This is a genomic window from Pseudomonas sp. ASL8 (genome assembly GCF_056680355.1).
Map to the genome: position 1 here is coordinate 5,249,512 of NZ_CM155278.1, position 14,504 is coordinate 5,264,015.

General features: G+C 57.7%; 11 protein-coding genes and 1 pseudogene. 5 read left to right on the top strand and 7 right to left on the bottom strand.

Annotation, left to right across the window (positions count from 1 at the left end):
• Window positions 1–10: 10 nt before the first annotated feature.
• From AC1MEA_RS24010 to AC1MEA_RS24020, 3 genes and pseudogenes are all read right to left on the bottom strand, one after another.
• Window positions 11–1,234: an SfnB family sulfur acquisition oxidoreductase gene (locus tag AC1MEA_RS24010; RefSeq protein ID WP_480417582.1), complete on the bottom strand. Its 1,224-nt coding sequence runs from the start codon at window positions 1,232–1,234 to the stop codon at window positions 11–13.
• Window positions 1,235–1,419: 185 nt separating this feature from the next.
• Complete coding sequence (locus AC1MEA_RS24015; RefSeq protein ID WP_219060728.1) at window positions 1,420–2,826, bottom strand: LLM class flavin-dependent oxidoreductase; 1,407 nt, start codon at window positions 2,824–2,826, stop codon at window positions 1,420–1,422.
• A 290-nt stretch (window positions 2,827–3,116) separates the two neighbouring features.
• Window positions 3,117–3,230 (bottom strand): annotated as a pseudogene (locus AC1MEA_RS24020) (metal ABC transporter substrate-binding protein); the annotation flags it as partial.
• A 60-nt stretch (window positions 3,231–3,290) separates the two neighbouring features.
• On the opposite strand from AC1MEA_RS24020, the gene mltA reads away from it, so the two are divergent.
• Entirely contained in the window at window positions 3,291–4,439 is a 1,149-nt protein-coding gene (gene mltA, locus AC1MEA_RS24025) for a murein transglycosylase A (RefSeq protein WP_480918212.1), read from the top strand.
• Between the two features lie 124 nt (window positions 4,440–4,563).
• On the opposite strand, the gene AC1MEA_RS24030 is transcribed toward mltA, so the two are convergent.
• Window positions 4,564–4,845, bottom strand: a complete 282-nt coding sequence (locus tag AC1MEA_RS24030) for a DUF3303 domain-containing protein (RefSeq protein ID WP_449635225.1) — start codon at window positions 4,843–4,845, stop codon at window positions 4,564–4,566.
• 348 nt (window positions 4,846–5,193) lie between these two features.
• Between AC1MEA_RS24030 and AC1MEA_RS24035 the strand changes: the two genes are divergently transcribed.
• A complete protein-coding gene (locus tag AC1MEA_RS24035) occupies window positions 5,194–6,240 on the top strand; it encodes a class I SAM-dependent methyltransferase (RefSeq protein ID WP_480417583.1) in 1,047 nt (348 codons plus the stop codon).
• A 113-nt stretch (window positions 6,241–6,353) separates the two neighbouring features.
• Here AC1MEA_RS24035 and AC1MEA_RS24040 read toward each other — a convergent pair whose 3' ends face one another.
• The gene (locus AC1MEA_RS24040; protein WP_219060725.1) at window positions 6,354–6,689 is read right to left on the bottom strand and encodes a hypothetical protein; all 336 of its coding nucleotides are present in this window, start codon (window positions 6,687–6,689) and stop codon (window positions 6,354–6,356) included.
• A 243-nt stretch (window positions 6,690–6,932) separates the two neighbouring features.
• Here AC1MEA_RS24040 and tssC point away from each other — a divergent pair, with 243 nt between their 5' ends.
• On the top strand, window positions 6,933–8,609 hold the full coding sequence (gene tssC / locus AC1MEA_RS24045) for a type VI secretion system contractile sheath large subunit (protein WP_480417584.1): 1,677 nt from the start codon (window positions 6,933–6,935) through the stop codon (window positions 8,607–8,609).
• Between the two features lie 20 nt (window positions 8,610–8,629).
• Here tssC and AC1MEA_RS24050 read toward each other — a convergent pair whose 3' ends face one another.
• On the bottom strand, window positions 8,630–9,181 hold the full coding sequence (locus AC1MEA_RS24050) for a DUF4174 domain-containing protein (protein WP_219060723.1): 552 nt from the start codon (window positions 9,179–9,181) through the stop codon (window positions 8,630–8,632).
• Between the two features lie 426 nt (window positions 9,182–9,607).
• On the opposite strand from AC1MEA_RS24050, the gene AC1MEA_RS24055 reads away from it, so the two are divergent.
• Together AC1MEA_RS24055 and AC1MEA_RS24060 are read left to right on the top strand one after the other, a co-directional pair.
• Complete coding sequence (locus AC1MEA_RS24055; protein ID WP_480417585.1) at window positions 9,608–12,511, top strand: hybrid sensor histidine kinase/response regulator; 2,904 nt, start codon at window positions 9,608–9,610, stop codon at window positions 12,509–12,511.
• Entirely contained in the window at window positions 12,501–13,583 is a 1,083-nt protein-coding gene (locus tag AC1MEA_RS24060) for an HD domain-containing phosphohydrolase (protein ID WP_480417586.1), read from the top strand. Before AC1MEA_RS24055 ends, AC1MEA_RS24060 begins: the two co-directional genes overlap by 11 nt.
• Before the next feature lie 99 nt (window positions 13,584–13,682).
• Here AC1MEA_RS24060 and AC1MEA_RS24065 read toward each other — a convergent pair whose 3' ends face one another.
• Complete coding sequence (locus AC1MEA_RS24065) at window positions 13,683–14,447, bottom strand: methyl-accepting chemotaxis protein (RefSeq protein ID WP_374028602.1); 765 nt, start codon at window positions 14,445–14,447, stop codon at window positions 13,683–13,685.
• Window positions 14,448–14,504 lie beyond the last annotated feature (57 nt).

Here is a 14,504-nt window from a genome sequence, read left to right on the forward strand (position 1 = left end):
CGTGCGGTCGTCATGACCAGTCGTGACGGGGTGGCTTGACGCCGTTGAGTAACCAGTTGCCAATAACGTGATACTTCCAGCGCACCGGGTCGTGCAGGGTATGAACCCGTGCATTGCGCCAGTGGCGATCAAAGTTGTGTTTTTTCAAGGTCGAGCGTGTACCGCCCAGCTCAAACAGTTTGTTGCTGGCTTCAATGGCGATTTCGGTGGTCAGGACCTTGGCCCTGGCAACCGCGACGGAGGCCAATGCAAGGTTGTCTTCGGTGGTCTCACTGCGCGCGGCGTCCAGGGTTTTACCGGCACGTTCGAGCAGCGCTTCGGCGGCTTCCAGCCGAATGTCCAACGCGCCGATTTGCACAATCGTCAGCGGGTCTTCGCTGGCTTTTTCAACGCCGGAATCAATCCAGGGTCGCGCCTGCTCGCGGACAAACACCAGGGTGTCGCGCAAGGCGGCACGAGCAATCCCGGCGTCGATGGCGGCGGTGGTGAGCTGAGCAAAAGGCCCTGCAAGCGTCGGGCTGTCGTAGGAGCGCCAGACCGGGAGCAGATTGAAAGCCGGCACGCGCAGATTGTCTGCCAGCACCGTGCCGCTGGAGGTCGTGCGCTGACCTATGCTGTCCCAGTCATCGACAATCACCAGCCCCGGTGTGCCGCGCTCAACGAACGCCAGCTGACCTCTCTGCTCTTCATCCAGCGCCAGCACCCCCAGCCAATGGGCGTACAACGAACCCGTGCAATAGCCCTTGCGGCCGTTGATCACATGACCATCGCCGTCGTGGCGCACGGTTGCCTGAATGTCCTGAACGTTCTTGCCGCCTGTTTCAGATATCGCGTTAGCAAAGCGATGCCCTTGCAGCGCCAACGCAAAAAAATACGCCTGCTGATCAGGAGAACCTTGCAGCCGAATGTCCTCAAGCAGGCAGTAGTGATTCTGCGGGATCTGCCCCAGAGAAGGGTCAGCCGCCGAGATGATCGCGATGACCTGCGCCAGCACCGCATAAGACACCTGCGCTCCGCCATACGCCCTGGGCACACTGATACCCCACAAGCCGCTGTTGGAATAGATATCGACAATATCGGCAGGCACTTGGCGAGTGCGATCACGCTCGGCATCGTTTTCCAGAAGCAGGGCCGCGACGTGTCCAGCAACAGCCAACGCTTCGGCTTCGTCGCGAATCACATGCGCGGTGGGAGGATTGATGGAGTAGTCGGCAGACAGCGGTAAATGGGACATGGAAGCACTCGACGATCAATAGATGCCAAGGGTGATTGCAGCTTCCGTGCCCAGTCTGAACACCAGCAATTACGGGGGGTTACGAATAAATCGGTGTGCCTGAAAACGACGATTTGCTGATGTGATGTCGGCGTGGCAACAGTTGATCCGGGCTCCTTACCGTGGTGCCCGGATCCTGGGTTGACTCAGGCCTGATCAGGCGATGGGGCGGTCCTGAGCTGGAAGGCTTTCAGGTCGCGGTAGGCGCTGCCAGGGTGTATATCGGGCAGGCGCGGACCGGCGCCGAACAGTTTTTCGCGCAGGGTTCCGGGGGCATATTCAGTCTTGAACACACCGCGCTTCTGCAACTCCGGCACCAGCAAGTCCACGGCGTCGATGAAGGTTTCGTGAGTGACCGCGTAGGCCAGGTTGAAGCCGTCAACATCCGTGTCTTCGACCCACTCCTGAAGCAGATCGGCCACCGTTTCCGGACCGCCGACGAACAGAGGACCAAAACCACCAATGCCCACCCAGTTGGCCAGTTCGTTGGGGGTCCAGATCGTATCCGGCTCGGCGGTAGAGAACGCTTCCACCGCCGATTGAATCGCGTTGGTGTGGACATGCTTGAGCGGTTCGTCCGGTTTGAACTGACTGAAATCAATCCCGGTCCAGCCCGAGATCAGCGCCATCGCACCTTCGTAGCTGACCCAGGTCTTGTATTCCTCGAACTTGGCTTTGGCCTTGGCATCGGTCTCGCCCAGGATCACCGTCTGCAAATTGAAGATCAGGATTTTCTTCGGGTCACGGCCCGCTTCAGCTGCGCGACGACGAATATCGGCCACGGTTTTCTTCAACTGTGCTTTTGACGGCGCGGCGACGAACACGCACTCAGCCTGCTCGGCGGCAAACTGTTTGCCACGGCTCGACGCACCCGCCTGGTACAGCACCGGTGTGCGTTGCGGCGACGGCTCGCAGAGATGGATACCGGGCACCTGAAAATGTTTACCGACGTGCTGAATCTCATGAATTTTGTTTGGGTCACTGAAAATCCGCCGCTCACGGTCACGCAGGACCGCGCCGTCTTCCCAGCTCCCTTCCCAGAGTTTGTAGCAAACCTCGAGGTATTCCTCGGCATAGTCGTAACGCGCATCGTGTTCAGTCTGCGCTTTCTGCCCCAGGTTCTTCGCACCGCTCTCCAGGTACGACGTCACGATATTCCAGCCGGCGCGACCTTTGGTCAGGTGGTCCAGGGTCGACAGGCGTCGAGCGAAAGGATAAGGGTGCTCGAAAGACAACGATGCGGTCAGGCCAAATCCCAAGTGTTCGGTGACCATGGCCATCGGTGGAATCAATTGCAACGGATCGTTCACCGGTACCTGGGCCGCCTGACGGATTGCCGCATCACCGTTTCCGTTGTAAACGTCGTAAATGCCCAGTACGTCGGCGATGAACAGCCCGTCAAACTTGCCGCGTTCAAGGATTTTCGCCAGGTCAGTCCAGTACTCCAGATCTTTGTATTGCCATGAGCGATCACGCGGATGCGCCCACAACCCAGGTGACTGGTGGCCGACACAATTCATATCGAAGGCGTTGAGACGAATTTCACGGGACATTTACAGGGCTCCTACTGCTGAAGGCAAAGCGCAGTCAAAGCGGGGGAATGCAGGAGATAACATGGGCTGACTCCAGAGTGTCGAGGGATATCGGATTTCGTCTCCTCTCTCTGCACAGGCCATGCCGAATAATTTTTATATTATTTTTCAACTAGTTATGTGATTTTACGAAGATTGATCCACCCACAAACTCATCGAATTGTTTAACTGCTGTTGGCTGACCGACAGTAGAGCGACAAAGAATGTGAGCGCCCGTTATTGCTTGAGGGTAGCGCTGAAACTATTGAGCCGACGTCGCCGCGTGTCCTCGCATCGCTGGCGGCGGCGATTTGCTTGACCAGGCGCGGGTCGCCTGAGTATTCGAAAAAGTAGGCGCTGACCTGTTTGTCGCGCTTGATTTGACGTCAGTGACGGGTTTCACCAAGCTACGGCCCTCGAATTGTCCATCTGGAACACATTGCGTGATTAACCCCCGTTTTCACTGGCGCCGGCTTTTACTGTGCGCAGCCCCCCTCATCGCCCTGCTGGCGGGTTGCGATGGCGGCGCCCAAAAGACAGAACCGCCTGCGGCAGCCACCTATGTCAGCGGCAACTGGGACGATCTGCCCGCCGTCAGCGACAGCGACCTGCAGGCCGGTTTCAACGCCTGGTATTCAGCGTGCGCACGACTGGCCAATGATCCCGTCTGGAAAGGCCCGTGCAGCGCAGCCACTCAGGTGCCACCTACCACCGCCGCGATTCGCGACTTTCTCAAGACCCAGCTGCAGGTGTACGCCCTGCGTTCGGCCGACCGCAGCAAGCACGGTCTGATCACCGGTTATTACGAACCGATCTATCGGGGCAGCCTTGAACGTACCGAGGAAACGGCGGTGCCGGTCCACGGCGTTCCCGACGATCTAGTGGTGGTGGCGCTGGACAGCCTCTACCCCGAACTCAAAGGCAAGCGCCTGCGCGGTCGCCTCGAAGGCCGAACACTCAAGCCCTATGACGATGCAGCCACCATTGCCCGCCAAGGTGTGAACGCCCCTGTGCTGGCCTGGCTGAGCGACCCCATGGACCTGCAGTTTCTGCAGATACAGGGGTCCGGCCGCATCCAACTGGATAACGGTCAGCAATTGCGCATTGGTTATGCCGACCAGAACGGCCATCCCTACAAGCCGGTGGGCCGCTGGCTGGTCGAGCAGGGTCAACTCAAAAAAGAAGACGTGACCATGGGCCGGATCCACGACTGGGCCCGTGCCAACCCGGATCGGGTTCCGGAGTTGCTGGCGAGCAACCCCAGCTACGTATTCTTCAGTCGACGACCCGACAGCAATGAAGGCCCGCGTGGCTCTTTGAACGTGCCGCTGACGGCGGGCTACAGCGTGGCGATCGACCGCAAGGTCATCCCCTTGGGAAGCCTGCTCTGGCTCTCCACCACACGCCCCGACGGCAGCGCGGTGGTAAGGCCCGTCGCTGCTCAGGACACGGGGGGCGCCATCGCTGGCGAAGTCCGCGCGGATCTGTTCTGGGGCACCGGCACCGAGGCCGGGGAATTGGCAGGCAACATGAAACAACAAGGCGAGATCTGGCTGCTGTGGCCAAAAGGGGTTGCGTTACCCAACGCGCAATAACGGCCTGACCTGGAGCCCCCATCAGTCCTGTTATCGCACAAGCGCCTGGCGCCCTGAAAAAAGGACAGATTTATTGGTCAAAATAAATCTGTCCCTGTTTTATCAACGCTTTCTCGGACGGAAACTAGTGCTTGCTGACCGCTGCTGCCAGTAGCGGAGCAGCCTGTTCGTCGGTCAGTGCCGGGTGAATCTCCATACTCATGAGGTCACTCCACTCAAGCACCCATTTCTGCATCAGCGCAAGATCACTGGTTTCTGCGACGCCAAAGCCAGTCATGCGCCCTATGGCATGCCAGCGTCCCAGCATGGTTACGCCTGCGGGTGGTACGGCTCCTGTTTTGAGAAAACGTTCAATCGCGCTATTACGGCGTTCGGGACTGATTGACCAACTGACAATGAATAGCATCTGCCACCTCCTGACAGGGATTGGCACCTGTTCTTCTCTTCACGCACCTGGCTGGCGCCGCGACCACGGCCACGCGTCTGTTCCCGGCCCACACCCTGGCAGGCCTGAAACGACTGCTCCCATGGGAAGGAATAGCAGCCTCCCGAACCTTGCGTATGACCGCTGATCCTCTTTCCTTGAACCTACCTCACCCAGCACAAGCGCCAGATATGCTGAGGCAGCGACGAAGAGCAACTGCACATCGCTTAGAGGCGGACTACACTTATTGACCCCGACCACCGCCGAGCAGGTTGTCGCCTGGAGTCGCAACGCCTTGGCCGGTGGCCTTCCTAAATAGGAGGACACGCAATGAACGAGGCCAAACTCAATGAGTTCATGGGCAAGCTGGTTTCCGATATGGGCGGAGCGGCGATGCTCGCTAACATCATCCTCGGCGATGAGCTGGGTCTGTACCGGGCCATGGCTGACAGCCAACCTGTCACCCCCGAAGCACTCGGCAGCAAAACCGGCTGCAACGCGCGCCTGGTGCGTGAATGGCTCAACGCCCACGCGGCGTCCGGCTACATCGAGCACATCGATGGCCAATTCCGTCTGCCAGAGGAACAAGCCATGGCGTTGGCGATTGAGGACTCCCCGGTCTATGTGGCGGGCGGAGCAGTGGTCATCGCGTCGTTGTTCCATGACAAGGACAAGCTGGTCGCCGCCATGCGCGGCGATGGCTCCCTCGCTTGGGGCGATCACCATCCGTGTATGTTCAGCGGTACGGAACGCTTCTTCAGGCCTGGCTATCGGGCGCATCTAGTCGCCGAGTGGTTGCCGGCCCTGGAGGGCGTGGTCGACAAGCTGAAAACCGGTGCCAAGGTGGTGGACATTGGCTGCGGCCATGGCGCGTCGACGGTGATCATGGCGCAGGCCTTCCCGGCATCGCGTTTTGTAGGCATCGACTACCACGCGCCGTCCATCGACATCGCGACGCAACGCGCGCAAGAAGGAGGCGTGGCGGATCGCGTGAGCTTCGCCCAGGGCACAGCCAAGAACTACCCTGGCAACGATTACGACCTGGTCTGCTACTTCGACTGTCTCCACGACATGGGCGACCCGGTAGGTGCTGCCCGGCATGCCTATCAGTCACTCAAGCCTGACGGTACGGTTCTGCTGGTGGAGCCGTACGCCAACGACAAGCTTGACGAGAACATGACCCCCGTGGGACGACTGTTCTACGCCGCATCGACCTTTATCTGCACACCGAACTCGCTGTCTCAGGAGGTCGGCCTTGGTCTGGGCGCACAGGCTGGCGAGGCGCGCTTGCGCAAGGTCTTCACCGAGGCGGGGTTCACCCACTTCCGCCGGGCAGCGGAAACACCGTTTAACCTGATCCTGGAAGCGCGCAAATAATCAGGGCAATTCACCTCGGCATGACGCCGGCTGGATTCAGCGCCATGCCGAGGTATATTGCGCTCAAACTCATCAATGGCAGGAGAGTTCCTGCGTCGTTGAACAGTGCGCGGCTACCCTAGCTGATCAACCATCACCGAGTTGGTATAGATCAAGCTACCGTCACTCGCCCGATGCCCGACCAAATGGAACTGGCCGCGCTGATCACTCAAATAAACGCGCAATTGGCAATCGGACAGGGGGCCGTATCCCTCCGGGAGGATCAAGTCCATCGAGCCCATATCGACATCGACCATGACTTCAGGCTCGTGGGTCTTCTGCAAGTGTTCTTCGGCCTGCTCCAGACGCAAATGAACAGGTCCATTAACGTAAAAATGGATATCCCCTACAGGGGTGGACTTTTGCTCGCCGCTGATTTTGCACCAGCCTTCGATGGTCAGGGCATTCATGACTAAACCTCCTGATGTGAACCATTGGAAACTGTATGGACTCATGACTATTACGACAACGTGCGGATGCTCAAGGTTTCAAAAGAAAAAAACCTCAGGCAGAACCGCAGTGACGGGATCACGCTCGGACTCCTGTGCCGGAAGGGCCATTCGCTCGCTTTGGGTCACGGCTGTGTAAAAATGCGCTCCAGCAATTTCAGTGTCCACGTTCGAATCCGCACAGGCTCCACAAGGAATAAAATAATGGCCCCCGAGCAAGAAAACACGCACCGTACTTCAGACAGCCATCTGCTACCGCGCACGCACATTACCTACGATGTCGAGACAGGTGGCGCGCTTGAAAAAAGAGAACTGCCATTCGTGGTGGGTATCCTTGCAGACTTGTCCGGAAACGGCTCGTTGGTCAAAGCGCCAACACTGGAAAATAGAGCGTTCGTCGACATCGATCGCGATCACTTTGATGCCTTGCTCGGCAGCCTCCAGCCACGCATTACGTTCACCGTCCAAAGCGCGCTCTCGGGTCGAATCGAACCGCTCAATATCGAGCTGACCTTCAACACCTTCAGCGATTTCAGCCCGGAGAAAATCCTGGGCCAGGTTCCTGAGTTGAAGGATCTTTCCAGTGACCAGGTCCATGCCCAACTCAATCTGATTCTCCACAGTAAGCCGCTGCAAGCCCTTGAAGCGTCCTGGCGCGGACTGCACCAACTGGTCATGAATACAGAGACCGGGCCTCTGCTGACGTTGCGCCTGCTTGACGTGACCAAAGAAGAACTGCGCCTTGACCTGGAAAGCGCCGTCGACTTCGACCAAAGCCTGTTGTTCCAGCGAGTATCCGAGCCGCGCGATGGCACCTTGTGTGGCAGTCCGTTCGGTATATTGCTGGGCGACTATGCGTTTGGCCAGGACATGGCTGAGATCCAGATGCTCACGGGACTGTCGAACGTCGCCGCAGCCGTTCATGCGCCCTTCCTCACTGCCGCCAGCCCTGCCATGTTTCATCTTCAGGACTTTGACGACCTGGACCGGCCACGCAAGTTATCCAAGATATTCGAGGGTCCCGAGTCCATTGACTGGCTGACGTTTCGTGACAGCGAGAATTCGCGCTACGTCGCCATGGTGGTGCCGCGCTATCTGGCCCGCCCACCTTACGATGCGCAGAACTGGCCGGTGCCGGGGATGCCGACTTTCACTGAAGACGTGCACGTGAGCGACGTCAGCCTGGCCGATGATCCAAAAGCAGCCACCTACACAGACCCGGACAAGTTTCTCTGGGGAAATGCCGCCTGGCTTCTGGCCCAGCGCATCACTGAAGCGTTCGCCCTGCACCACTGGTGTGCCGCCATTCAGGGCATTGAGGGCGGAGGCGCGGTAAGCGGTCTGCCGGTTTACGCCTTCAACACCCGCCGGGGTGGTTTGGCAGCAGAGTCTGCGACAGAGGTGGGAATCAGCGACGACCGTGAACAGGAACTCGAAAACCTGAGTTTCATCGCCTTGTGTTATCGCGAGAGCGCCAACGCTGCCGTGTTCTTCGGCAGCCAGACCACCAACAGCCCAAAGCGCTACTTCAACGTTGAAACCGATGCCAGCGCCCGCCTCGGCTCGCTGCTGCCGTACATCCTGACAACCTCACGCTTTGCTCATTACATTGAAGCGATCATTCGCAGCAAGATCGGCAGCTTCATGACCCGCGCCAATGTGGAGTCCTACCTTAACAACTGGATTGCCGGGTACGTGCTGCTCGACGACAACGCCACCCAGAAGATAAACGCGCAGTACCCGCTGCGGGAAGCCAAAATCGTTGTCACTGACGTGCCAGGTCAGCCAGGCAGTTATCTCGCGACGGTGTTCCTGCGTCCGCACTTTCAGTTGGAGGAATTGACCGTTTCGATCAGGGTGGTGGTTGAGTTGCCGAAATGAAACGTCCGCCCCTCCTCCTGTCAATCATCCAGCGCCTTGGGTGGCGCGCTGGGTTTACCCGGTTTATCAGGCTTGCCTGTCTTGCCCGTACGGGTTGACGTGGCCTCAGGCGCAGCTGGAGGTGGCGGCGGTGCCGAGGCCTCTTTTTCTTGCATGGGCAGTTGGTCGATGGTGCTGAAAATCTCCTTGGGATCGATGGGGCCTGAGTGTTCGATCTTCTTCTCACCGTCCTTGCCCACCAGAATGACCTTGGCCTGGGCGCTGGCACCCAGCTTGAGTTCGCGGATCAGCGCCATGGTGGTTTGCGCGTCCAGGTCCTTGCCGCTGCGCTGGCCAATGGTGTTGACCACGGTATAGAGCACCATGTTGCGTTCGGCGAAGGCATCGCGGTTGGCAGGCTCTTCCAGCGCTTTCTTCAGGTTAACCAGCGTCGGGTCCACGGCACTGGGAGCAATGATGATCAGCGGGCGGAATCGTCCGCGATCCTGAGCCAAGGGGGCATCGCTGTCGGCAGCCAGCACCGGGCCGACGCTAGCGAACAGCGTGGCAAGGATCAGTGACCGGATGAGCATACGCATCTCCTTTTCAATACCACGCATCGTTCATTGAGAGTTTCATCCGTGCGGTTTCAAGCTCAAAGCCGCATCACGTTGTACTGACCTGAAGCTTAGGTCAGCGTGCTCATCACGCAACCACTCCCTGAAGATGCTTTGGTTTCGATGTCGTTCACCCCCGTCACCGTAAAGCACTGCAATGGTTCTCAAGTGCGGAAAGTTATCCTGGTTCGACCCAACGCCGAAAAGTCGTACCATCGTCCAGCACAACAATGGCAGCTTTTAGCTGTTAGAAAACCCAGAAAAATCAGCCGCGATTCAGGTTATCCCTGGCGGGTAGTCGTTAAAAACGATAGCGTGATGATATCGTAATGCCACCATTCATATTGTTGTTATCATATGATGATAGCTCTGCCCCACGTCTATCTATTGGAGTGCTGTACCTTGCCAGCAACAAACCTCATAGGGCTGCGTCGGTGGATCTGGGGAGCCTTTGCAAAAAGCGCCCTGATACCCCTGCTGTTGGTGGAAACGGTGCTGATTGCCGTGTACTTGCTTACCAACGGTGCCATTCGTGAGGCGCAAATCGATTATCTGCGGGAGAACGCTCTGACCGACTTGCAGTACTCGGCCAAGCATGAGGGACGCATCATTGATGAGCAGCTGACGAATCTGGGCGCTCTTACCGATCTCTACCGCAATCTCACCGCAAAAGCCCTTCAAGATAAACCTGTCGGCACGGCCGAAGCATTGATGCTGACAGTCGATGGCGTTCGTTATAGCCCCAAAGACCTCGGTGCAGCTGCGGTGTTCTACGCTAACGGCACGCCGCCAGCGCGTCAGGATCTGGCGAAAGTGGCTCGACTGGCGAGCCTTGCCCCGCTGATGAAGCAGCTCAAGGAGCGCCAACCGCTTGTTGCTAGTGTGTATTTCAACAGCTGGGACAGCCTCAACTATATCTACCCCTGGTTCAGTACACAGGACCAGTACCCCCATGACATGGTGATCCCCGACTACAACTTCTACTACCTGGCCGATGCGAGCCATAACCCAGCGCGCAAGGTGGTCTGGACCGATGTGTACCTTGATCCGGCGGGACAAGGGTGGATGATGTCGGCCGTTGCCCCCGTCTACCGAGGCGACTTCCTTGAAGGCGTAAGTGGGATGGACATCACGGTGGGGAGCATCCTGCAGCAGATCGAGCAGTTGTCCGTGCCATGGAGTGGCTATGCCATGCTGGTCAGTAATGATCTGCGGATCATGGCCATGCCCAAATCTGGAGAGGCCGATTTTGGGCTCGATGAACTGACCGATCACTCCTACGATGAGGCTATCCGTAGCGAGCTGTTCAAGCCAGAAGACTTCAATCTACGTACTCGTAATGAAACCCGCGAGCTGGCCAAGATCATTGCCGCCCAACCAGAGGGTATTCAATCAATCATTCTTGGTGAGCGGGTGAACTGGGTGGCCTGGACCACCATCAAACAAACGGGCTGGCGCCTGCTGACAGTGGTCGATGAGGCCAATATTTTCAAACAAACCAATGCATTGGCGGGTCGCTACCAGCAGCTTGGTTACTTGATGATTGCCGGTCTGATTGTGTTCTATCTGCTATTTTTTGCTTTTATGTGGATGCGTGCTCTGCGGCTGAGCAGCGAACTGCGCGCGCCCATCACGAAAATTTCTCAGATGATGAGCGAGATCGGCCAAGGGCAGAGGCAGCCCGCGCAAGTCAGTTCGCATATTTACGAGTTGAACGAGATGGCCGGGCATGCAACGGCATTGGGTGAGCAACTGGAGCAAAGCGCGCAGTCGCGAGCAGTCGCCCACCAGCGCCTCGATCTGGTACTTGAGAGCGCTACCGAAGGTCTTTGGGAGCATAGTTTCATCGGCGGTCGTATCACGCTGAGCAGACATTTTTGCCAACGCTTTGGCCTTCCGGATGCCGAACTGAGCCATGAGCAGTTTCTCCAGCGAGTGCATGTCGACGATCAGTTGTCTATCAGACTGGCCTATGAACGGGTACGCGACGGGTACGATGATATTTATAAGTCGGAGTTTCGCTTCTCCGAAGCAACCGGCCGTTATCACTGGCTGCTCAGCCGTGGCCGAGTAGTGGAGCGCGATCCCCGCAACGGGATGGCCAGCCTCATTGCCGGCACCCATGTGGACATTGACGAACTCAAGCAAATCGAAGCCCAACTGCGCGATGCCACCCTGCAAGCGCAGTCCGCAAGCGAGGCCAAATTACGTTTTATTTCCAGCATGAGTCATGAGCTACGAACCCCGCTGAACGCCATTCAGGGGTTTGCTCAGCTGATGACCATGAAGCGTAAGGCCTCGGAGCAGACAGAGGATGCGGACTATCTGGACGAAATCCTGTTGGCTAGCCGACACCTCAATCACTTGGTGGGCGATATTCTTGACTGGTCGAGCATCCAGACTCACCAAGCGCACCTTGACCTGCAAGCAGTGGACATCGGCAGCCTGATGAGCGAATGCGCCGAGTTGACCCGGGGCGAAGCGCAGGAACAGCACTTGCAGTTCCACCTTGTTCTACCGGATGAGCCGCTACGGGTCCGCGCCGACCCGCAACGATTGCGTCAGGTACTGATCAATCTTTTATCCAATGCCATTAAATACAACAGGCCAGAAGGCCATGTGACCCTCAGTTATCAAGTGACTGGCGGCTATGTCCGTTTGATGGTCGAAGATAACGGCCTCGGTATCGATGCGCACCTGCAAGAGAAACTGTTCGAACCCTTCCAGCGCCTGGGCCGTGAAAACACGGCGATCCCGGGCACCGGTATCGGCTTGTCACTGTGCCGCGAATTTGCCCAGCGGATGCAGGGCCGTATGGGCCTCCACAGCGAGCCAGGTATCGGCAGCCGTTTCTGGATCGAATTAGCGCTGCTTGGCCGGGTGGCCCTGCCAGTTGCTGGATCGCGTCCAGAACCGCAACTGACCAAGGTCAACTTACCTCATCTGCTCTATGTAGAAGACGACTCGGCAAGCCAGTTTCTGGTGCGCAAAGCACTAGCCGACTTAGCCCAAGTCCATGTCGTCGGCACTGGCCACCTGGCGTTACAACGAATTATTGACGAGCCGCCAGCCCTTCTGCTGCTCGACTTACATTTACCAGACATGGATGGAGACACACTGTTGAATCAGCTGCGGGCGGACCCAACCACCCGCAACCTCCCGATAGTACTCCTCAGCGCCGCCCCGGATATCGCGCAAGGGCTCGCTCTGGTCTGCCAGGGAACGCTAAGCAAACCGGTGGACCTGGACGAACTACGCGCCCTGGTGCGCGAACTATTATCAGAGGTACCTATTGATGTTATCTGAAGCGATACGCTTTTCCCGCGTAGTGGTTATCGATGATGTCGCCTCCAACCTACGTTTGCTCGAATCCAGTTTGAAAACCTTCGGCCTTGCACACGTCAAAACTTTCAGCGACTCGGCCGCAGGCCTTACCTGGCTGCAGGAGAACTCATGGGACCTCCTGCTACTGGATCTGGATATGCCAACACCCAACGGGTTCGACATTCTGCAGCAATTGGCGCAGCGTGATCGGAGCCGCTCACCCGTGATTATCATCTCGGCCCTGAGCCGCGCCGAAGATCGGCGCAAGGGCCTGGAAATGGGCGCTCAAGACTACATCAGCAAGCCTGTTGATCTGTCCGATCTCGTCCTGCGGGTGCGCAACAGCTTGCAGTTGAGTCTGGCCAGCCAACACCTGCATCAAGAGCGCGACCAGCTCGAAGACCTGGTAAAGGAACGCACAGCGCAGCTAAACCGCAGTTTTCAAGCACTGATCCGCAGCCTGTCGCGGGCCGCAGCCTATAAAGACAACGAGACTGGCAATCATGTGCTGCGCATCGGCGAATCGGCGGCATTGATTGCCACCGCCATGGATCACGCGCCTGAATGGGTAGAACAATTACGTTTGGCTGCGCCCATGCATGATGTCGGCAAGATCGGTATTGCCGACGCGATCCTCAGTAAGCCAGGAGCACTCACCGCCGCAGAACGTGTGGTTATGAATGAACACGCACGTATCGGTTACGAAATCTTGCGTGATGAGCAGGTGTCGCCGCTGACCGAACTGGCCGCCGAAATTGCTTTGTACCACCATGAAAAGTGGGACGGTAGCGGCTACCCGCACGGGCTCAAAGGCACCGCTATTCCTCTGGCAGCGCGCATCGTATCGATCTGTGATGTATATGATGCCCTGCGTTCTCAACGTCCTTACAAACAGGCCTGGACCTCAGAGCGGGCTCAATCCTATATGTGCGAACAATCAGGTCACCACTTTGACCCCGAACTGATAGAGGTATTCAAGGGTCTGTTCGATCAAGTGGATGCATTACAGCAACATTTGGGTGATGAGCCTGCGCCGGTAAAGGCGCAGTTCTAGCCCCCTTTTCTAGTGCGGCAAGCTGGCCCAGTTATCAGCCCAGCTCCTACCCCTTCAGCCAGGATCGTCCTGATGCTAATCAGCAATCAGGACTAAAACCTAGATCCGGAAACTGCCCACCAACTGTTTAAGGCGACCCGCCTGTTGCTCCAGGTCAGAGCAGGCGCGCAACGTTGTCTGAAGGTTTTCCACCCCTTCCTGATTGAGCGTGTTGATCTCGGTGATATCCATATTGATCGCCTCGACAACGGCAGTCTGCTCTTCAGTGGCGGTGGCGACCGACTGGTTCATACCGTCGATTTCGCCAATGCGTTGGTTCACGCTGCTCAAACGCTCCCCCGCAAGGTTGGCGACGACGACGCTTTCCTGACTATGGCGCTGGCTTTCAGCCATCGTGCTGACCGATTCGCGGGCACCGACTTGCAGCTCGTCGATCATTTTCTGCACCTGTTGCGCCGATTCCTGAGTGCGATGAGCCAGGTTGCGGACCTCGTCAGCCACCACCGCAAACCCACGTCCTGCTTCCCCTGCCCGCGCTGCTTCAATGGCAGCATTGAGCGCCAGCAAGTTGGTTTGTTGAGAAATGCTGGTGATCACTTCGAGAATCTGCCCGATGTTCACGGTTTTGCTGTTGAGCGACTCGATATTACTGCTGGAGGCGCTGAGCATCTCGGACAACTGATTCATCGACTGAATGCTTTTATCGACCACCTGCTGACCTTCCCCGGCCAACTGCCGAGCATCACTGGCCTGGCGGGAAGCTTGCGCCGCATTGCGGGCGATCTCCTGCGCTGCGGCGCCCAATTCGTTGATCGCAGCTGCGACGCTGTGGGTACGATTGGCTTGTTCGTCCGAATTGAGCATTGATGAATTGGAGGCGCAGACCACGCGCGTTGCCACCTCGTTGAGGTGATCGGTGGC